This is a genomic window from Nonomuraea sp. B208 (genome assembly GCF_057536035.1).
In genome coordinates, this window is sequence record NZ_BAAJOU010000033.1 from 164478 (window position 1) to 184326 (window position 19849).

19 protein-coding genes are annotated in these 19849 nt (G+C 68.4%); 5 read left to right on the plus strand and 14 right to left on the minus strand.

Translation table 11 applies throughout. From position 1 onward, the window contains the following. Positions 1 to 42: 42 nt before the first annotated feature. Positions 43 to 762, minus strand: coding sequence for a GntR family transcriptional regulator (locus tag AC27IY_RS46175; protein ID WP_091078782.1), 720 nt, complete (start codon positions 760 to 762; stop codon positions 43 to 45). A 433-nt stretch (positions 763 to 1195) separates the two neighbouring features. Between AC27IY_RS46175 and AC27IY_RS46180 the strand changes: the two genes are divergently transcribed. Further along, complete coding sequence (locus AC27IY_RS46180; RefSeq protein WP_344217685.1) at positions 1196 to 2668, plus strand: histidine kinase N-terminal domain-containing protein; 1473 nt, start codon at positions 1196 to 1198, stop codon at positions 2666 to 2668. Positions 2669 to 2689: 21 nt separating this feature from the next. On the opposite strand, the gene AC27IY_RS46185 is transcribed toward AC27IY_RS46180, so the two are convergent. Then, complete coding sequence (locus AC27IY_RS46185; RefSeq protein ID WP_344217683.1) at positions 2690 to 2944, minus strand: WhiB family transcriptional regulator; 255 nt, start codon at positions 2942 to 2944, stop codon at positions 2690 to 2692. Positions 2945 to 3216: 272 nt separating this feature from the next. Further along, positions 3217 to 4194, minus strand: a complete 978-nt coding sequence (locus AC27IY_RS46190) for a diacylglycerol/lipid kinase family protein (protein WP_371251666.1) — start codon at positions 4192 to 4194, stop codon at positions 3217 to 3219. A 64-nt stretch (positions 4195 to 4258) separates the two neighbouring features. Here AC27IY_RS46190 and AC27IY_RS46195 point away from each other — a divergent pair, with 64 nt between their 5' ends. Further along, positions 4259 to 4654 carry a hypothetical protein gene (locus AC27IY_RS46195; protein WP_487181830.1) on the plus strand — a complete coding sequence of 132 codons (396 nt, stop codon included), beginning with the start codon at positions 4259 to 4261 and terminating at the stop codon, positions 4652 to 4654. A gap of 43 nt (positions 4655 to 4697) precedes the next feature. On the opposite strand, the gene AC27IY_RS46200 is transcribed toward AC27IY_RS46195, so the two are convergent. From AC27IY_RS46200 to sodN, 3 genes are all read right to left on the minus strand, one after another. Further along, positions 4698 to 5477 carry an RNA polymerase sigma factor SigF gene (locus tag AC27IY_RS46200; RefSeq protein ID WP_177240539.1) on the minus strand — a complete coding sequence of 260 codons (780 nt, stop codon included), beginning with the start codon at positions 5475 to 5477 and terminating at the stop codon, positions 4698 to 4700. A gap of 17 nt (positions 5478 to 5494) precedes the next feature. Then, the gene (locus tag AC27IY_RS46205) at positions 5495 to 5932 is read right to left on the minus strand and encodes an ATP-binding protein (protein WP_329590254.1); all 438 of its coding nucleotides are present in this window, start codon (positions 5930 to 5932) and stop codon (positions 5495 to 5497) included. Positions 5933 to 6059: 127 nt separating this feature from the next. Continuing rightward, positions 6060 to 6461: a superoxide dismutase, Ni gene (gene sodN, locus AC27IY_RS46210; protein ID WP_242375941.1), complete on the minus strand. Its 402-nt coding sequence runs from the start codon at positions 6459 to 6461 to the stop codon at positions 6060 to 6062. 88 nt (positions 6462 to 6549) lie between these two features. Here sodN and AC27IY_RS46215 point away from each other — a divergent pair, with 88 nt between their 5' ends. Next, positions 6550 to 6846 carry a S24 family peptidase gene (locus tag AC27IY_RS46215; RefSeq protein ID WP_344217675.1) on the plus strand — a complete coding sequence of 99 codons (297 nt, stop codon included), beginning with the start codon at positions 6550 to 6552 and terminating at the stop codon, positions 6844 to 6846. A gap of 39 nt (positions 6847 to 6885) precedes the next feature. Here the strand turns inward: AC27IY_RS46215 and AC27IY_RS46220 are convergent, their stop codons facing one another. Genes AC27IY_RS46220 through AC27IY_RS46235 form a run of 4 tightly spaced genes read right to left on the minus strand, consistent with a single transcriptional unit; the run spans position 6886 to position 9806 of the window. Continuing rightward, on the minus strand, positions 6886 to 7314 hold the full coding sequence (locus AC27IY_RS46220) for a CGNR zinc finger domain-containing protein (protein ID WP_487181831.1): 429 nt from the start codon (positions 7312 to 7314) through the stop codon (positions 6886 to 6888). Between the two features lie 57 nt (positions 7315 to 7371). Then, entirely contained in the window at positions 7372 to 8115 is a 744-nt protein-coding gene (locus AC27IY_RS46225; protein WP_364454377.1) for an amino acid ABC transporter ATP-binding protein, read from the minus strand. Continuing rightward, positions 8112 to 8939, minus strand: coding sequence for an amino acid ABC transporter permease (locus tag AC27IY_RS46230; RefSeq protein ID WP_487181832.1), 828 nt, complete (start codon positions 8937 to 8939; stop codon positions 8112 to 8114). The genes AC27IY_RS46225 and AC27IY_RS46230 overlap by 4 nt, the downstream gene beginning before the upstream one ends. 3 nt (positions 8940 to 8942) lie before the next feature. Then, entirely contained in the window at positions 8943 to 9806 is an 864-nt protein-coding gene (locus AC27IY_RS46235; protein WP_344217667.1) for an ABC transporter substrate-binding protein, read from the minus strand. Between the two features lie 319 nt (positions 9807 to 10125). On the opposite strand from AC27IY_RS46235, the gene AC27IY_RS46240 reads away from it, so the two are divergent. Together AC27IY_RS46240 and AC27IY_RS46245 are read left to right on the plus strand one after the other, a co-directional pair. Further along, positions 10126 to 11328: an NAD(P)-dependent malic enzyme gene (locus tag AC27IY_RS46240; protein WP_487181833.1), complete on the plus strand. Its 1203-nt coding sequence runs from the start codon at positions 10126 to 10128 to the stop codon at positions 11326 to 11328. A 217-nt stretch (positions 11329 to 11545) separates the two neighbouring features. Continuing rightward, the gene (locus tag AC27IY_RS46245) at positions 11546 to 12904 is read left to right on the plus strand and encodes an NsdA family TPR-like regulatory protein (RefSeq protein WP_487181834.1); all 1359 of its coding nucleotides are present in this window, start codon (positions 11546 to 11548) and stop codon (positions 12902 to 12904) included. A 56-nt stretch (positions 12905 to 12960) separates the two neighbouring features. Here the strand turns inward: AC27IY_RS46245 and AC27IY_RS46250 are convergent, their stop codons facing one another. From AC27IY_RS46250 to AC27IY_RS46265, 4 genes are all read right to left on the minus strand, one after another. Next, positions 12961 to 14460, minus strand: a complete 1500-nt coding sequence (locus AC27IY_RS46250; RefSeq protein WP_487181835.1) for a trypsin-like serine peptidase — start codon at positions 14458 to 14460, stop codon at positions 12961 to 12963. A 186-nt stretch (positions 14461 to 14646) separates the two neighbouring features. Beyond that, the gene (locus tag AC27IY_RS46255; protein ID WP_487181836.1) at positions 14647 to 16167 is read right to left on the minus strand and encodes a trypsin-like serine peptidase; all 1521 of its coding nucleotides are present in this window, start codon (positions 16165 to 16167) and stop codon (positions 14647 to 14649) included. A 423-nt stretch (positions 16168 to 16590) separates the two neighbouring features. Next, a complete protein-coding gene (locus AC27IY_RS46260) occupies positions 16591 to 18099 on the minus strand; it encodes a trypsin-like serine peptidase (protein ID WP_487181837.1) in 1509 nt (502 codons plus the stop codon). A 414-nt stretch (positions 18100 to 18513) separates the two neighbouring features. Beyond that, on the minus strand, positions 18514 to 19677 hold the full coding sequence (locus tag AC27IY_RS46265; protein WP_364454355.1) for a trypsin-like serine peptidase: 1164 nt from the start codon (positions 19675 to 19677) through the stop codon (positions 18514 to 18516). Positions 19678 to 19849: the final 172 nt, after the last annotated feature.

The following is a 19849-nucleotide window of genomic DNA, read 5'->3' on the forward strand; positions in this document are numbered from 1 at the left end:
GACGCGGCCGGCGACCAACTCGTGGATCCCCGCCACGCGGCGTCAGGGGCGGCGCAGGCGGGTGACGAACTTGTAGCGGTCGCCCCGGTAGAGCGACTGGGCCCACTCGACCGGGTGGCCGTCGGCGTCGAAGGCGTGCCGGGTGAGCAGGAGCATCGGCAGGCCGACGTCCACGCCGAGCGCCTTGGCGTCGTACGGGGTGGCGAGCACGGTCTCGATGATCTCCTCGGCGTCCGTCAGCCGGACGTTGTAGGCGTTGTGGAGGGTCTCGTACAGCGAGGAGTGGACCTCCAGCTCGCGCCGCAGCCGGGGGAAGCGGCGGGCGGACAGGTGGGTGGTGTCGATGGAGACCGGCTCGCCGTTGGCCAGGCGCAGGCGGTGGATGCGCAGCACGCGGCCGCCCGGGTTGATGGCCAGGCGGCGGGCGAGGGCCTCGTCGGCGGTGATGTAGCCCATCTCCAGGATCTTGGTGTCGGGCTCCAGGCCGGCGGTGCGCAGGTCGCCGATGTACGAGGTCAGCTGCAGCACCTGCGCCACCTTCGGCTGCGCCACGAACGTGCCCTTGCCCTGGATGCGCAGCAGCCGCCCTTCGACCACCAGCTCGGTCAGCGCCTGCCGGACGGTGGTGCGGGAGGTCTCGAAGCGCACGGCCAGAGTGCGCTCGGGCGGCAGGGCGGTGCCAGGCGGCAGACTCTTGGTCAGCTCCAGCAGGGCCCGTTTGACGTCGTAGTACTTCGGAACGCGGGGGCTGTCGTCTGTCACGCGCTCACCTTCACTTCTGCCACGGCGGTGAGGCGTGTCTGATCACCGCGAGATCATCGGAACCCACATTGGCCAAGGAGGTCAACCGCGGGCGGCGGCGGCCGGTCGGCACCGAGCGCGTACGGTGCCGGGCACGCGCGAATCCGGGCTGCTCAGGCTGATGGTGAAGGATATCCACAGCAGCGAGGCTCCCCGCAACCGAGGCCGCCGCGCCGGCGCCCGTGGCGCGCCCCGCCACGGCCTGACCAGCGGTGCGGCGCCGTCGCGTGACCGTGGTGATCACCGAGGGCCCGCCCCCGCCGCAGGATTCGGGCGATTCGATCATTGTGACGGTTCTCACAATATGAGATTGCCCAAAGGAGTCCGGCAAATGAACGGCGGTGCTCCGGCCGCCGGTTTGGTCGTGGCGGGGGAAAGCACGCATGATGCACTCGTGCCGACTCTCAGCGACCTCGTCGCCCGCCATACCGCTCTTGACGAGGCGGATCTCGACTGGCTGCACTCGCTGGTCTCCGACTGGCAGCTGCTCGCCGACCTGTCCTTCGCCGACCTCGTCCTGTGGGCGCCGCTGGCGGGGGAGAGCGGCTGGATCGCGATCGCCCAGATGCGCCCGACGACCGGCCCCACCGTCTACCACGACGACATCGTCGGCAGCGTGGCGGCCAAGGGCGAGCGGGCCCTCATCGACACCGCGTGGAACGAGCGCCGCATCTGCCGCGAGGGCGATCCCGACTGGTCCACGGGCGTGCCGGTCAGGGAGGAGACGATCCCGGTCCGGCGCGCGGTCGAGGGCGGCGAGGGCCGCTTCCTGGCCGTCATCCAGCGCTCCACCAACCTGTCCTCTGCGCGCACGCCCTCCCGGCTGGAGCTGACCTACCTGCAGAGCGCCTCCGACCTGGCGCAGATGGTGGCCGAGGGGCGCTTCCCGTTCTCGGGGGAGGAGCCGATCCTGGTCCGCTCGCCGCGGGTCGGCGACGGCCTGCTCCGCCTCGACCGGGCGGGGCGCGTCACCTACGCCTCGCCGAACGCCCTGTCCGCCTACCGCCGGCTCGGCCTGCACGCCGACCTGGTCGGCTCCGAGCTGGGGCCGGTCACCGCGACGCTGTGCTACTCCGACGAGCCGATCAACGAAGACCTCATGATCGTGGCCAGCGGCCGGGCGGCCAAGGAGACCGAGGTCGAGTCCGGCGGCACGACCGTGCAGCTCAGGGCCATCCCGCTGATCGTGGGCGGCGGCCGCATCGGCGCGCTGGTGCTCATCAGGGACGTCACCGAGCTGCGGCGGCGCGAGCGCGAGCTGATGACCAAGGACGCCACGATCCGCGAGATCCACCACCGGGTGAAGAACAACCTGCAGACGGTGGCGGCGCTCCTCCGGCTCCAGGCCCGCCGCCTGCAGGTGCCCGAGGGCCGCGAGGCGCTGGAGGAGGCCGTGCGCCGGGTCGGGTCCATCGCGATCGTGCACGAGACGTTGTCGCACGCGCCCGAGGAGTTCGTCGACTTCGACGAGATCGCCGACCGCGTCATCGCGATGGCCGGCGAGGTCTCGGCGGCGGAGGCGGCGGTGACGCCGCGCAGGGTGGGGGCGTTCGGGGTGCTGCCGTCCCTCATCGCCACGCCGCTGGCCATGGCGCTGACCGAGCTGCTGCAGAACGCGTTGCAACATGGGCGCCCCAGGCGGCTGGAGGTGGTGGTGGAGCCGGCGCTCGACCGGCTCAACGTCACCGTTTGGGACGACGGGCGGGGATTGCCCGAGGGTTTCGACCTCGACAGCAGCACCAGTCTGGGGCTGCAGATCGTCCGTACGCTGGTCGAGGGGGAGCTGTCGGGAAGGTTGTCCGTACAGCCGCGCCCCGCGGGCGGCACCGAGGTCGTGCTCTCGATCCCGCGTCCGGCGAGCGGTTGAGGTCGCTTGTGCAGGTGGGGGTCAGGCGGTCGCGCGGGCGCGGGCACGGGCGGCGCGGCGCTTGAGCGCGCGACGCTCGTCCTCGCTGAGGCCGCCCCACACGCCGGCGTCCTGGCCGGACTCGATGGCCCACTTCAGGCAGGCGTCGACCGCCGGGCAGGAACGGCAGACCTGCTTGGCCTCCTCGATCTGCATGAGGGCGGGGCCGGTGTTGCCGATCGGGAAGAACAGCTCGGGGTCCACGTCACGGCAGGCAGCTCGGTGGCGCCAGTCCATGCGTCCACTCCTTAGTAGATGAAGCCTTTGGTCGGCTCCGTGCGGCTACTACTTTGTGAAGAGTTTCACTAACTCCAGCGAACGATGGCCCGAATCCTGTCGAGGACCGGGGTCGTCCGCTGACGGTCGAAGGGCCTAGGGGTTGTTAAAGGTCCTACGTTCCGACGTCAGTCTGAGCCTGTCAGCCACGCAGAGTGCACGCAAGAGGGTTTGCGCGAAGTTTTGGCCGTTATGGATGTCGGATGCGTCACACAATGACCGAATGTAACCAGCTAGACCAACACTTGTAATGCGTTCGGGGTAGACCGGAAGGTCACTGACTCGCGTTCGCCCAGGTAGTCGCCGTCCAGCTGAAAGGCCACGGGACGGTGCGCGGTGAGCGTGAACTCGGCCTCGTCGTGGAGCTGGACGAGGTGTTTCCCCGACGGAAGGGCCTCACTCTCCGTGAGCATGTGCTGGATCAGGGGCGTGAGCGCGACCGGGCCCATCCGGCGCAGCCCGAGCAGGTCGAGGCCGGTCTCGAAGCTCGCCCACGGGGTGGGGCGGACGGGCCTCGTGCCGACGTACGTCCACGGTGAGGTGTTGGAGATGATCGCCATGAAGACGCCCTCGGCCGCCGGGATGCCGGGGCCGGTCACCTTCATCGCGGGATGCCGCTTGTCCGTGGCCAGATAGTGGCGTAGAGCGGTGTTCACATACCGGGCGGGGGTAGCCTTCCTGCCGGTGCCTCGCAGGCCCTCCACGGCCCGTACGACCTCGGCGTCATAGCCCATCCCCGCGCAGAACGTGAAATAGCGGCTCTGGCCCTCCCAGAGGGCCTGGCCCAGGCCGACCGTCCGCCGGCGGCCCTCGCGCAGCGCCTCCAGCACCGCGCCGGTGGCCTCGACCGGGTCGTTGGGCAGGCCGAGCGCGCGGGCGAAGACGTTGGCGCTGCCGCCGGGGATGACGATGAGCGCGGGGCGGCGGGTGCTGGGATCGTCCGGCACGTCCTGCGGCGCCGGCGGCCCGTCGCCGTTCACCGGGTTGAGCAGGCCGTTGACGGTCTCGTTGATGGTGCCGTCGCCGCCGAGCACGGCCACCACGTCGTAGCCCTTGTCGCGCGCGGTCGCCGCCAGGCCGGCGGCGTGCCCGCGGTAGCGGGTCTCCTCGACGGCGAGCTCCACGGCCGCGCCGAGCGCGCGGATGAGGACGTCCCTCGTGCGGGCGTTCGTGGTCGTGGCCTTGGGGTTCACCAGCAGCATCGCGCGCATGCCGCCAGCGTAGCCCCTGATCGGGGACCCGCTTCAGTGGCCTCGGGGAGGTAGGGTACGGGGCGTGAACCGTCGTCCGCTCACCCTCGTGATCGCCGCCGCCGTCGTCAGCCTGGAGGGGCTGCTCGCCCTCGGCCTGGGCGTCTTCGTCGCCGTCGAGACCGTGGTCGGCAGGCCCGGCCACCTGACGAGCGCGATCGCCGAGGCGGCGTTCGGGGTGCTGATCGGCGCCGGGCTGCTCTGGGTGGCCTGGGGCGGGCTGTTCAGGATGGAGCGGTGGGGCCGCGCGCCCGGTGTGGTGGCCCAGATCTTCCTGCTGCCGGTGATCTACACGCTCTTCGAGTCGGACCTGCCGCAGCTCGGTGTCCCGCTGCTGGTGGCCGCGCTGGCGGGGCTGGTCGCGTTGCTGGCGCCGCCCACCACGCACGCGCTCTACGGCGACGAGCAGCACGCGGCCTAGCTGCCCGGCCGTCTCATCGACGTTCGCGAGCAGCCCTGACCCGTCAGTCCTCGGCTGTCAGGCCCTCGCGCAGCTGGGCGAGGGTGCGGGCGAGCAGGCGGGAGACGTGCATCTGTGAGATGCCGAGCTCGGTGGCGATCTGCGACTGCGTCATGTTGCCGAAGAACCGCAGCAGCAGGATGCGCTTCTCGCGCGGCGGCAGCCGCTCCAGCAGCGGCTTGAGCGACTCGCGGTATTCGACGCCTTCCAGCGACTCGTCCACGATGCCGAGCGAGTCGGACACCGCGGGGGCGTCGTCGTCGCCGGAGTCGGGCGCGTCGAGGGACACCGTCGAGTAGGCGTTGGCCGACTCCAGCCCCTCCAGCACCTCCTCCTCGGTCATCTTGAGGTAGGCGGCCAGCTCGGCGACCGTCGGGGCGCGGCCCTCGCGCTGCGACAGATCGCTTATGGCCTTGGTCAGCGAGAGCTTCAGCTCCTGCAGGCGGCGCGGCACGCGGACCGCCCAGCCCTTGTCGCGGAAGTGCCGCTTGATCTCGCCGACGATGGTGGGCGTGGCGTAGGTGGAGAACTCCACGCCGCGGTTGAGGTCGAAACGGTCGATGGACTTGATCAGACCGATGGTGGCGACCTGGGTCAGGTCGTCCAGCCACTCGCCCCTGTTGCGGAAGCGGCGAGCCAGGTATTCGACCAGGGGAAGGTGGAGCTCGACCAGCTCGTCCCTGATGCGCTGACGGCGCGGCTCCTCGGGGCCCAGCTCGGCCAGCTCGGCGAAGAGCTGACGGGCGCGCACCCTGTCGGGCACGGCGTGTTCGCTGGTGGCCATGGCTCCAGTCCTTTCCGTCACGCCGGCCCCGCCGTGCTCTGGGCCGTCCCTCGGCGCTTACGGAGGACGATGGCCATGCGGTCGGCGCTGTCGGTTACCGCGTCGACGTCGTCGGCCAGCGCGGTGAGCACCATCCAGGCGAAGTCGTCACGCTTGGGCGCGGAACTTCCGACCGTCGCCACCTCGACCCTGACCTGCATCTCCTGCCCGGTCAGCTCGAACTCGGCGGTGAGGTCGGTGCCGGGCACCGCCTCGTTGAGCAGCATGGCGCACGCCTCGTCGACCGCGATCCGCAGGTCCTCGATCTCGTCCAGCGTGAAGTCCAGCCGCGCCGCCAGCCCAGCGGTGGCCGTACGCAGCACGGACAGGTAGGCGCTCGCGGCGGGGAGCCGGATGCTCACCACGTCGCGGATGCCGGCCACGCCCTGCGCGCGCGTCTCGGTTTCCTCGGTCACGTTCCTCCTCGCATATCCGACGCCAACTGCAACTTACCGCCCCGGAGAGGTGCTTGGACGAATCAGACTCGCCATCTACAGAAAAGGCTCTGCGCGGTCGTGGACCGCGCAGAGCCTTTGTGCCGTTTTAGGCAGCCTTGGTCTCCCAGAAGATCTTGGAGATCTCGTCGATCTTGCCCAGCAGCTCGTCCGCCTTGGCGACGTCGACCGTGCCCTTGGCGCCCGCGGCGCCCGCGAGCTTCGTGGCGTCCCAGAAGAGCTGGTGGAGCTGAGGGTACTGCTCAAGGTGCGGCGGCTTGAAGTAGTCGGTCCAGAGCACCCAGAGGTGGTGCTTGACCAGCTCGGCGCGCTCCTCCTTGATGTGCAGCGCGCGGCCCCGGAACACCGGGTCCTCGTTGGCCGCGTACTTCTCCATGATTGCCTTGACCGACTCGGCCTCGATGCGGGCCTGGGCGGGGTCGTAGACCCCGCAGGGCAGGTCGCAGTGCGCGGAGGCGACGTGCTTGGGTCGTAGCAGTCGTGCGAGCATCGGAAAGTCCTTCCTGGATGCTGAATCAGCTTGGTCCACAACCGACCTTACTCGGGTCCGGAAGGCGGCGGAGTGGGGGGTAGAGCCCATGAGAGTGCGTGTCGAGGGCGATTCCATGCGACCCGGTCTGGTCCCCGGCGACTGGCTCCTCGTCCGCAGGAACGTCCCCGTGCGCCCCGGCGACGTGGTCGTGGCCCGGCTGCCCGGCGAACCTGAACGGCTCATCGTGAAACGGGCGCAGTGGCACGGGGCGGACGGATGGTGGCTGGAGAGCGACAACCAGCGGGCGAGCGGCCGGCGGGACAGCTGGGACTTCGGGCCGGTCCACGACATCGTGGGGCGCGTCGTGCTGCGGTACTGGCCGCTGGTCCGCCGGCGGCGGTGAGCGCGGCCCACAGGGCGGCCTGGAGCGGCTCAGGACGGCCTAGGGCGTCTCCTGGCGGCGGCGGGCCCGGTAGGCGGCCACGTTGGCCCGGCTGGCGCAGCGGGCCGAGCAGTAGCGGCGGGAGCGGTTGGAGGAGGTGTCGAGGAAGGCCCGGCCGCAGCGCGGCTCGCGGCAGCGGCCCAGCCGGTCCGCGCCCAGCTCCGCGACGACCGCGGCGAGGCCCATCGCGGCGGTGGCCGCCGGGTCCTCGGCCAGGTGCAGGTGCCAGGGCCCGCCGTCGTGGGCCGAGAGCTGGGGCCGTACGGGATAGCGCACGAGCAGGGCGTTGAGCCGCTCGGCCACGGCCCGCTCGTCGCCGGCCACGTCGAAGACCGCGGCCAGCTCCTGGCGCAGCCGGATCAGCTCGGGCGGCGGCACGAGATCGTTGACGAGCCGGACCGCCCACGCGGCGTAAGAGGTCAGGTCCATGCCGGAGTATTACACGCCCGGTGGGGGCTCCGGCCCGCGCCGGAGCCCCCACCGTGATCAGCCCTCGGGGTGCAGCACGCGCCGCAGGAACGTCTTCGTCCGCTCCTGGGCGGGGTCGCCGATCACCTGGGACGCCGGGCCGTCCTCGACGACGACGCCGCCGTCCATGAACACCACCCGGTCGGCCACCTCACGGGCGAAGCCCATCTCGTGGGTGACCACGAGCATGGTCATGCCCTCCTCCGCCAGCTTGCGCATGACGGCGAGCACGTCGCCGACCAGCTCGGGGTCGAGCGCCGAGGTGGGCTCGTCGAAGAGCATGAGGTCGGGGTTCATGGCAAGGGCGCGAGCGATCGCGACGCGCTGCTGCTGCCCGCCCGACAACTGGCCGGGATGGGTGTCGCACTTGTCGGCGACGCCCACCTTCTCCAGGTTCTCCCTGGCGACGGCCTCGGCCTCGCTCCTGCTCCGCTTCAGCACCCGCTGCTGGGCGATCATGACGTTCTGCAGCGCGGTCATGTGCGGGAACAGGTTGAACTGCTGGAAGACCATGCCGATGCGGCGGCGTACCGCGTCGAGGTCCACGTCGGGGTCGGTGACCTCGACGCCCTCCACGAAGACCTTGCCCTTGGTGGGCGTCTCCAGCAGGTTCACGCAGCGCAGCAGGGTGGACTTGCCCGAGCCCGACGGGCCGATGACGCACACCACCTGGCCGGGCTCCACGGTCAGGTCGATGCCCTGGAGCACCTGGTTGTCGCCGAAGGACTTGTGCAGGTCCGCGATCTCGATGGCGTGCGTCATCGCTTCCTCCCCTTGCGCCCCTCCAGCCGGGAGGCGAGGTATCCCAGCGGGATGGTGACGATCAGGTACGTCACGCCCGCCACCATGATCGGCGTGGCGTTGGCGTACTGGGAGGCCAGGTCGTTGCCGAACTTGGCCAGCTCGACGTACTCGCCGGACACGCCCAGGAACAGCACCAGGGAGGAGTCCTTGAGCAGCGCCACGAACTGGTTCGTGGTCGGCGGGATGACCATCCTGATGGCCTGCGGGATGATCACTGTCACCTGGGCGCGGGTGGCGGACATGCCGAGCGACCTGGCCGCCTCCGTCTGGCCCTTGGGCACGGCCTGGAGGCCCGCGCGGAAGACCTCCGCCTGGTAGGCGGCGCCGACCAGGCCCAGGCCGAGGATGCCCTGCCCGTACGTGCCGAAGGGCACCTGGAAGCCGGGCAGCGCCAGCGGCAGGAAGGTGATCATCAGGAAGATCAGCAGCGCGGGCAGGCCGCGGAAGATCTCGATGTAGACGATCGCGATCCACCGGTACGGCCGCACCTGCGACAGCCGCATGAGGGCCAGCAGCAGCCCCAGCACGAACGCGAAGACGAACCCGCCGACCGCGTAGATGATCGTGTTGCGCAACGCGACCGTGAACAGCTCGGGCAGTGCGTGCCCGGCCACGTCGGGCTTGGCGAAGTTCTGCGCCAGGCTGCCCCAGTCGGCGTACAGGATGACGGCGACCAGCGCGACGACCAGCACGGCGTACTGGACGGCGCGGCTGATCTGCTGCTTCTTCCGCGGGCTGAGCCTGGCGCGGACAGGCTCAGCCGTCTTGGGCAGGTCGGTCATGGATCAGCCCAGCTCGCCGGGCTTCTTGCCGAACCACTTCACGTAGATCTTCTCGTAGGTGCCGTCCTGCTTGGCCTTGGCCAGCTCCTCGTTGATGGTCTTGACGAGGGTCGGGTCGGCGTCCTTCTTCAGGCCGATGCCGTACTGCTCGCCGGTGTCGAGGCTGGCGATCAGCTCGAACTTCTCGGCGACCTCCGGCTTCTTCAGCCAGGTGAGCACGACCGGCAGGTCCTGGATGATGACGTCGGCCTGGCCGGCCTGGAGCGCCAGCAGCTCCTTGGGGGAGTCGGCGTACTCGGTGGGGTTGAAGCCCTGCTTCTTGGCGTAGTCGAGGCCGGTGGTGCTGGCCTGGGCGCCGAGCTTGAGACCCTTCGCCTTGACGTCCTCCAGGGACTTCGCGCCCGTGCCCTTCTTGGCCAGCAGGGCCTGCGTGGCGTCGAAGTACGGGTCGGAGAAGGTGATGTTCTGGGCCCGCTCGGGGGTGATGGTCATGCCCGCGGCGGCCACGTCGCACTTGCCGGCGGCCATGGCGGCGCCGCTCTTGATCACCGCGAAGTCGATGTCCACGATGTTCTGGGTGACGCCGAGCTTCTTGGCGGCGAGGTCGACGATGTCGACGTCGAAGCCGACGACGTTGCCGCTCGCGTCCTTGAACTGGAACGGCTCGTAGGGGATGTTGGTGCAGACCGTGAGCTTGCCGGGCTGCACCAGCTTCACCGCGGCGGCGCCCGAGCCGGTGCCGGCGCTGGCGCTGGTGTCGGCGCCGCCCGAGCCGGAGTCGCTGCCGCACGCGGACAGGGCGAGAGCGGCGGTCAGGGCGAGCGCGCCGGCGGCGTAGCCACGGCGGCCCTTGGGGCTGAGGGCCATGTACGGCCTCCTAGGAAGTGAAAAGCCACAGAACTTGCGTTTTGTGCAGTTTAGATGCGATTTTGCGCCGTTCCGTCATCGGCGGTTTAACGATGCGTCAACGGAACGGCCTCGAACCGTCCATCCGGGTGCCCCATGGTGCCCCAGCGGGGACGCTGGCTCGGACCACCGTCTCACGATGTGGCACTATGGGGTGACGGGTGACCCCCGAACCCCCATCACGAGATGACGCCGAGGGGACCCTGGCAGCTACAGAAGCCATCCCGCTCGCGATCATCCGCCGAAGGTTGTTCCGCTTCCGATGACTCCAGGGGTCGCTGTGGCTGTCACGCCCGCTTCTGCGCCAGGTTCCTCATCCGTCGAAAACCTCGATCTTGATCCCGCTTTCGCGCTGCACCGCGGCGGCAAGATCGAGATCCGCTCCACCATTCCGGTCCGCGACGCCGACGACCTGTCGCTCGCCTACACGCCCGGCGTCGCCCGGGTCTGCACCGCCATCGCCGAGACGCCGGCGCTCGCCCACGACTACACCTGGGCCTCCAGGGTCGTCGCCGTGGTCTCCGACGGCACCGCCGTGCTCGGCCTCGGGGACATCGGCCCGGCGGCCGCCATGCCCGTCATGGAGGGCAAGGCGCTGCTGTTCAAGGAGTTCGGCGGCATCGACGCCGTGCCCATCTGCCTCGACTGCACCGACGTCGACGCGCTCGTCGAGACCGTGGCGCGGCTCGCGCCGTCGTTCGGCGGCATCAACCTCGAGGACATCAGCGCGCCGCGCTGCTTCGAGGTCGAGGCCCGCCTGCGCGACCTGCTCGACATCCCCGTCTTCCACGACGACCAGCACGGCACCGCCATCGTGGTGCTCGCCGCGCTCCAGAACGCCGCCCGGCTGACCGGCCGGACCCTCGGCGACCTGCGGGCGGTCGTCGCGGGCGCGGGCGCCTCCGGCGTCGCGGTGACCCGCATCCTGCTGGAGGCCGGCATCGGCGACATCGCGGTCTCCGACTCCAAGGGCCTGATCTACCAGGGCAGGGAGGGGCTCAACCCGGTCAAGGAGGCGCTCGCCCGCGACACCAACAGGTCCGGGCTCACCGGCTCCACCGAGGAGGCCCTGGCCGGCGCCGACGTGTTCGTCGGACTGTCCGGCTCGACGGTCAGCGAGCAGGCCATCGCCTCCATGGCCGACGGCTCGATCGTCTTCGCCCTGTCCAACCCCACCCCCGAGGTCCACCCCGAGGTCGCCGCCCGGCACGCCGCGGTCGTCGCGACCGGCCGCTCCGACTTCCCCAACCAGATCAACAACGTGCTGGCCTTCCCCGGCGTGTTCCGGGGCGCCTTCGACGTGCGGGCCTCCACGATCACCGAGAACATGAAGGTGGCCGCGGCCGACGCGCTCGCCGCCGTCGTGGGCGACGACCTCGCCGCGACGTACGTCATCCCGAGCCCCTTCGACGAGCGCGTCGCGCCCGCCGTCACCGCCGCGGTGGCCGCCCAGGCGCGCGCCGACGGGGTCGCCCGGCTCTGATCGGCATGCTGCAGTGGTTTCGGCGGGCGGGGCTCTTGCGGGCCCCGCCCGCCGCCGCGTTGAGGTGGTGACGGTCGAGCTGCAGGAAGCTGCTGGGGGAAGTTGTTGCAGAGACTTGGGGCAACCTTTGAGAACGGTCCTCATCCTTTACCCAAGGTGCTATAACTGTAGCTCTCTGTAATGACCGTGGGCGCCGACTCCTGTGCAGAGGAGAGCGATGGAACGCGAGCCCAACCGACTGCTGCAGCAGCTCATCGCGGAGGCGGGTTTCTCCCACAAGGGACTGGCCAGGCGCCTCAACGACCTGGGTGCCGCCCGCGGCACTCCGGGCCTCAAATATGACCATAGTTCGGTGCTGCGCTGGATCGGTGGCCAGCGACCGAGGGACCCGGTCCCCGGACTGCTCACGGAGATCTTCGCGATGCGCCTGGGCAGGCCGGTCACCACGGAAGACCTGGGCATGCCCGCCGTCGTCACGCCCCTCGATCTTGGACAGGAGTTCACGCACACCTGGCAGGAGGGGGTCGCGACTGTGACCGCACTGTGGCGGGCCGACGTGGAAAGACGGCGGTTCCTGATCGACTCGACCTTCGCCATCGGAGCAGGCTCGGTCGGAGCCGTCCGCTGGCTGACGTCCCCACCCGAGGGACGCCCGAGCGGCGGCGGGGCGCGGCGCGTCGGCCGCGCCGACATCGCCGCCATCCAAGAGGTGACCCGGTCCTTCGGGGAGCTCGACAACCGTTTCGGCAGCGGCCGGGTCCGCGCGTCCGTCATCAAATATCTCGACACCGCCGTCACGCCGCTGCTCAAGGACGGCCTCTACGGCGACGCCACCGGCCGGCAGCTCGCGGCGGCCGCCGCCGAGCTGACCCGGCTGGCCGGCTGGATGGCCTACGACATGGAGCAGCACGGTCTCGCGCAGCGCTACCTCATCCAGGCGCTCCGCCTGGCCAGGGGCGCCGGCGACCAGACCCTGGGCGGCGAGATCCTGGCCGGCATGGCCCACCAGGCCATCTACATGGGCCAGCCGGACCACGCGCTCGACCTGGCGCGGGCGGCCCAGCTCGCGGCCCGCGGCGCGGGCGTCGGCACCCTGCTGGCCTCCGCGCACGTCCTGGAGGCGCACGCGCACGCGGCGCGGGGCGACTCCCGCTCCTGCGGCGCCTCGCTCAACCAGGCCGAGCACTTCTTCGGGGTCCGCAAGCCCGCCGACGAGCCCTCGTGGCTCGGCTACTTCGACGAGGCCTACCTGTCCGCCAAGTTCGCCCACTGCTTCCGCGACCTCGGTGACGGCCACCGGACCGTCCAGCACGCGCGGCGCTCGCTCGACATGGACTCCCGCTTCGTGCGGGGGCGGATGTTCAACCTGTCCCTGCTGGCGGCCGGGCTGCTCCAGTGCGGGGAGCTGGAGCAGTCCTGCGTGGTCGCCTCCAGGGCGCTGTCGCTCGCCGGTGAGCTGCAGTCCGCCCGGTCCCGGTCCTACGCCGCGGACCTGCGGCGGCGGCTGGAGCCGTACAAACATGAGGGGGCGGTGGCTGAGTTGCACGAGGCCACCCGCCAGCTCGCGGCGGTCTGAGGAAAAGCGGACGGCCCGGAGCGTCCACGCGGGACGCTCCGGGCCGCTCTGCCGGGCTACTGCAGCAGTTCGCCCTTCGGGCTCACGATGGCCTTCGTCTCGGCCAGGCTCGCCTGGTTGTAGACGTCGGCGACCTCGCCGTCGAAGTACGGCGAGCTGATGAAGTCGATCCGGTTGTTGCCGTCCTGGTCGGCGAAGGTGCTCGTCAGGCCGTTGACGTAACCGGTGCGCTTGTTGTTGTTGTACTTGATCAGCCAGGGGCCGCCGTCGGCGCCCGGCGTCATCGAGCACTTGAGCGCCTGGTGGGTCTCCACCTTGAAGGTGTTGATCTGGTACGTCTTCGTGGCGGTCTTGCCCATGCAGTACTTCGGCGTCAGGCCGGTGTAGGGCTTGTCGCCGTCGGGGTGCGGGGCGCTCGGGTAGCCGAAGGCGATGACGTTCTGGCCCATGGGCTGGTTCCAGGCGAAGCCCTGGCCGCCGACGACGTCACCGAGCCGGCCGAGGTCCTTGGCGACGCCGACCGTGAAGACCGTCCTGTAGTAGAGGGTCTTCGTGGTCTCCTTCACCCAGTAGCCGAGGTAGTAGTGGGTGATGGTGTAGTTGCCGCGCTCGTCGAGCTTGCGGTAGCCGAGGCCCTTGTACGCGTCGTACTCCGCCTTGGTCACCTGGTCGACGACGGTCTTGGCCGGCTCCTTGGCGCCGTTGCCCGTCCCGGTGGGAGCCTTGTCGTACTCCTCCTTGTCGACTTCCTTGAAGGCGCGCTTCTTGTTCTGGTAGTCCGGGCCCACGACGTCGCTGGTGGTGGCGAGCTTGGCCCAGCAGTCGGCCGACTCGCCGCCGTTCAGGTCGACGCACTTGGTGTACTCGGCCTGGGTGATCTCGACGTCATTGGCCCACTTGTCGCCGTACCACTTGTCGTACTCCTCCTTGCTCACCTGCTTGGAGCCGGCGAGGGAGTAGCCGTTGTGGACGGCGACGAAGGCGTAGTCGCCGTCGTAGTCGTCATAGACGTCGAGGTCGTAGGCGGTGAAGGCGTAGGCGCCGACGTAGATGCCCCACGGAGCCTTGCCCTGGTAGTAGCCGGGGATGAAGACCCACTTGCGGAAGACGTCCTTGCCGCGCTCGTACACGCAGTGGCCGGCGGTGACGACCAGGTTGCGGTGGCGGGACTGGATGGAGGTGGCCGAGCACCAGCGGTACTTGCCGGAGCGGTCGACGAAGAAGACCTTGCCGATGGTCTTCGGCAGGTTGACGTTCTTCACCTTGGTGGCGGTGGCGACGGACCCGGTGGGTGCGGTCAGGCCGGGCTTGCCGTCGTCGGGGGTCTTGCTCTGGGCGCCCACGAGCTTGGGCACGTTCTTGAAGTCCCAGTAGTACTGGGTGGCCTTGCGCAGGGCGGCGCCGTTGGCGTCGAGCCAGAAGTTCGCGCTGCTGTAGGCGTCAGCGGGCTTCGGCGCGAGCGGGTCGGTGGCCCAGCTGGGCTCCGCGCTGGCGGGGAAGGCGAAGGTGGCGGCGGTCAGGCCGGCGGCGGCGAGGGGGATGAGCAGGCGCTTCAACGGGGGGCTCCACAGCGATTGTCAAGAAACAGCGTAAAGACCCTATCGACACATTTGTAACTCTGGTAAGGGTCTCTCTCGGTTTTCCTGCTAAAAGGCCGAAGGGCCCGGCAGAAGCCGAGCCCTTCGGGTAAAGCAGTTGGTCTGAGGTTTGGACCCCCAGCTCCAGGGACGGACAGACTAAGGTCAGCCGACCTTGCCGGACCACACGGCCGCGGCAGCCTTGTAAACGGCAGCCGTCTCGCCGTCGAAGTACGACGAGTAGATCGTGTCGTACCGGTTGTTGCCGTCCAGGTCGCCGAACACGGCGCTGGTGACGCCGTTGACGTAGCCGAGACGCTTGGCGTTGCTGTACTTGAGCAGCCACGGGGAGCCGTTGTAGCCCGGGGTGACCGCGCACTTCAGCGACACGAGCTCCTCGGCCTTGATGGCCGCGACGACCGTACGCTTGGTGTTGGTCTTGCCGTAGCACCACTTCGGCGTGACACCCGTGTAGGGCTTGCTGCCGTCGGGGTGCTCGCCACCCGGGTACCCGAAGGTACGGACGTACTTACCAGTCGGCTGGTTCCACGCGAAGCCCTGGCCGCCGACGTTGTCGCCGAGGCGACCGACGTCCTTGCTGAAGCCAGAGAAGATGTAGAAGACCGTCTTGTAGTACTTGGTGTCGTTGGTCTTCTTCACCCACTGCGCCACGTAGAAGTGCGTGATGGTGAAGTTGCCCTTGTCGTCGAGCTTCCGGTAGCCCGGGCCGGAGTACGCCTTGTACTCAGCCTCGGTCACGTTCTCCGTCTGGGCGAAGAGCCGCGCGCCGTTGGCGATCTTGTCCCAGGGGCCCTTGTGCTCAGGGGCGGCCTTGTACTGCTCCGCGGAGACCTCGATCTTGGTGAGCTCCTTGGGACCCTTGTAGTCGGGGCCCACGTAGTCAACCTTGGAGCCAGCCTTGGCCCAAGCGTCCGCGGACTCGCCACCGTTCAGGTCGACGGTCTTCTTGTACTCCTCAGGGGAGATCTCGACCTCGACGGCGTCCTTGATGCCCTCGTACTTGTCCCAGTCGGCCTTGGACACGACCTTCTTGTCGCCGTTGCCCAGCGTGATGCCGTTGTAGACGGTGACGAACGCGTAGTCGCGGTCGTAGTCCTCGTAGTTGGCGAAGTCGTAGTGGGTGAAGGCCTGCTTACCCACGTAGATGCCCCAAGGAGCCTTGCCCTGGTAGTAACCCGGGACGAAGACCCACTTGTCGAGGACGTGCCCGTTCGCACCGGTCTGGTACACGCAGTGACCAGCGGTGGAGACCAGGTTGTGGTAGGTCGACTGGATCGAGGTGGCGGAGCACCAGTACAGCTTGCCGTCGCGGCCCTCGAAGAACACCTTGCCGATGGTCTTCGGCAGGTTCACGTTCTGAACCTTGACGGCGGACTTCTTCTCTTCGCCGATCGGGGCGGTCGAGCCCGGCTTGGTGTCCGGGGTGTAGCCGCCCTTCATGACGACCTTGTTGACTTCCTTGTAGTCGTAGCGGTAGACCGACGCGGCCCGCAGGGCAGCGCCGTTCGCCTTGAGCCAGAAGTCAACAGTCTCGGCGACCTTGTTGTTCGGGGTCAGCGGCGCGTCGTCGACGACACCCGAGGCGGAAGCCGTGCCGGCCAGACCAGCAGCCAGCAGACCGGTGGCCAGAATGGCGCCACCGGCGGGGAGGAGGATGCGCTTCAAGGTAACTCCTTGCGCTGTCGTGGAACGCCTCTTGCGTCCCATGCGTCAGTAAAGGGATAGCCAGGAACATACAGTGTTGATCTTGAGCTCGGGTAGTCGCTTTGGAAGGAAAAGAGGCGACAAGTCGGGCGTAATCGTTCTGTGATGTTTAGGCGGCTCGTGGGCAGGAGTCGAGAGAAGCGGCCCTTGCGGTCATTTGCCCTGATCAACATAAGGGAGTTGTGAGGGCGGTCCGCTGAGCGCCGGCGTTCTCGAGATCTCCGCTCCGCAGGGAGTGTGACACAGATCACAGTGCTCTGATGGCACCGTCTGGGCCCGGCGTGCGTCCAAAGGCCTTCACATTAGGGGTGGAACGCAGAAAGGGCCCGGCTGGAGGCCGGGCCCTTTCTTACGAACGGTTCATGACCGATCGCGGTGTGTCACTTAGACGATCTTGCCGGACCAGTTGGAGGCCGCGGCCTTGTAGACCGTGTTGGTCTCGCCGTCGAAGTACGGCGACGAGATGTAGTCCACGCGGCCGTTGCCGTCCTGGTCGTTGAAGGTGCTGGTGACGCCGTTGACGTAGCCGAGACGCTTGGCGTTGCTGTACTTGTACAGCCACGGACCACCGTCGGCGCCCTCGGTCATGGCGCACTTGAGCGCCACGTGCTCCTCGATCTTCTTGGCGGCGGAACCGACCAGCTTCTTGGTGGTCTTGCCGTAGCACCACTTCGGCGTGACGCCGGTGTAGTTCTTGTTGCCGTCGGGGTGAGGAGCGGCCGGGTAGCCGAACACGCGGACGTACTTGCCGGTCGGCTGGTTCCAGGCGAAGCCCTGACCGCCGACGTTGTCGCCGAGGCGACCGGCGTCCTTGACGTAGCCCTCCACGATGAAGAACGTGGTCCGGTAGTACTTCACCGAGGACGTCTTCTTCACCCAGTACTTGAGGAAGTAGTGGGTGATGGTGAAGTTGCCCTTGTCGTCGATCTTCCGGTACCCGGGGCCGTCGTAGCTCTTGTACTGCGACTCGGTCACGTGCTCGGTGACCGTGGCCCGGTTGGCCTTGGCGCCGTTCTTCTGGCCGACGGGGGCGGCGTCGAACTGCTCCTTGGAGACTTCCTTGAGCACCTTGATGGCGCCCTTGTAGTCCGGACCGACCAGGTCCTCGGTCGTGTTGGCCTTGGCCCAGCAGTCGGGGGTCTCACCGCCGTTGAGGTCCTTGCACTTCTGGTACTCAGAAGCGGTGATCTCCTCGTCCTTGGCGTCCTTGACGCCCTGGAACTTGTCCCACTCGGCCTTGGTGACCTTCTTGGTGGTCCCGTTGCCGATGCTCACGCCGTTGTAGACGGTGACGAACGCGTAGTCGCGGTCGTAGTCCTCGTAGACGTCGAAGTCGTAGTGGGTGTAGGCGGTCTTGCCCACGTAGATGCCCCAGGGGGCCTTGCCCTGGTAGTAGCCCGGCACGAAGACCCACTTGCTCATGACATCGCTGTTGGAGCCGGTGTCGTAGACGCAGTGGCCGGCCGTGGCGACCAGGTTGCGGTACTTGGACTGGAGGGAAGTGGCGGAGCACCACTTCTTCTCGCCCTTGCCGTTGACGAAGAAGACCTTGCCGATGGTCTTCGGCAGGTTCACGTTCTGAACCTTGGCGGTGGTCTTCTTCTCTTCGCCGATCGGGGCGGTCGAGCCCGGCTTGGTGTCCGAGCTGTAGCCGCCCTTGGTCTGGAGCTTGGCCACGTCGGACTTGTCCCAGACGTTGGACTCCTTGGCGGCCTTGAGGGCAGCACCGTTGTTCTCCGCCCAGAACTCGGCGATCGCCTTGGCGTTGGCCGCCGTGGTCGCCATGTTGTCCTTGGCGACGTCGGAGGTGGCCTGAGCCGAGCCGGCCAGGCCCGCGGCCAGAAGGCCGGTAGCCAGGATGGCGCCACCGGCGGGGATGAGGATGCGCTTCAAGGGAACTGCTCCTTGGTCTGTCGTGGGTCGCAACACGCGGCCCATGCGTCAGTAAAGGGATTGCAAGGAACATAGCGCGGTGATCTCCGCAGGTGAAACCCGGTCTGGACGATTCGGAAGGCCCCGTTACCCCCGTTACCTCGTCGTTATCTGTCAGAGGCCGTCCCGTGTTGCGGCTGTTTTTGCAGGGTAAATGGGGTTTGCGGCTTGCGGGAAGAAAGTTCCGTTAGCGGACGATCACGGCGAGTATGTGACATAGATCACAGGAACCGAAATCGGGTGTCCCCCGTCTAATTCCGGCCGATCTTCACAGGTGATCTTCAGGAAGCGGTCCGGAACTCACAGAAAACAGCGCGAGGGCCCCCGCCGTGACTGGCGGAGGCCCTCGCGTTCCCCTGGCAGGGCTCGGTGGTGCTACTTGTAGAGCTCGCCCTTCGGGCCGACGATCCTGCCGGACCAGACGTTCTTGGCCGCGTTGTAGACCGCGGCCGTCTCACCGTCGAAGTACGGCGAGGTGATGTAGTCGATGCGGTCGTTGCCGTCCTGGTCGGCGAAGGTGCTGGTGACGCCGTTGACGTAGCCGACGCGCTTGGCGTTGCTGTAGTTCAGCAGCCAGGGGCCGCCGTCGTAGCCGGGCGTCACGGCGCACTTGAGCCCGATGTGCTCCTCGATCTTCAGCCAGGAGGCCCCCACGGCCTTACCCGTCGTCCGCCCGTAGCAGTGCTTGGGCGTGACGCCGCTGTACGGCTTGTTGCCGTCCGGGTGCGGCGCGGCCGGGTAGCCGAAGGTGCGGACGTACTTGCCGCTCGCCTGGTTCCAGGCGAAGCCCTGGCCGCCGACGACGTCGCCGAGCCGGCCCGCGTCCTTCGACAGCAGGATGTAGTAGTGGCCGCCCCAGCGGCGCTTGGGGCCGGTGAAGCGCTCGTAGTCGCGGCGGTTCACCTGCTTGACGCCGTCGAAGAGGATGCCGTTGTAGACGGTGACGAAGGCGTAGTCCTTGTCGTAGTCCTCGTAGACGTCGAAGTCGTAGTGGGTGAAGGCCTGCTTGCCGACGTAGATGCCCCACGGGGCCTTGCCCTGGTAGTAACCGGGCACGAAGACCCAGTTGTCCATGACGGCCTTGTTGGTGTCGGTGTCGTAGACGCAGTGGCCGGCGGTGGCGACCAGGTTGCGCTGGTTCGACTGGACGGAGGTGGCCGAGCACCAGCGGAACTTGCCGTGGCCGTCGACGAAGAAGACCTTGCCGACGGTGCGGGGCAGGTTGACGTTCTGGGCGCTGCCCGCGGACTTCGCCGAGCCGGTCGGCGCCGTGGTGCCGGGGCGGCCGTCAGGGGTGTAGCCGCCCTTGGAGACGACCTTCCTGACCTCCTTGGAGTCCCAGGTGTACTGCTTCGCGGCGCGAAGGGCGGCGCCGTTCGAGGCGAGCCAGAAGGAGGCGACCGAGGCGGCCTGGGCGTTGCTGCGGGCCATGGGGTCGTGGGAGACGCCCCCGTCGGCCTGCGCGGTGCCGGACAGGCCGGCCGCGAGCAGGCCGGTGGCGAGGATCGCGCCGCCGGCGGGCAGAAGGATTCGGGTCACGATAACTCCAGGTTGTGCTGACATGAGGCGCCTCGTGCACCTGACGAAACTCAGCAAAATTGGACGACCCGGAACCTATAACGCTGACCACAGGCGTGGAAGTTGTGAGGAGAGCGCGTCAACGTTCCAGCGGTCGCCGTGACCTTCCCGAGATCCGGAGATCGGCTGATCG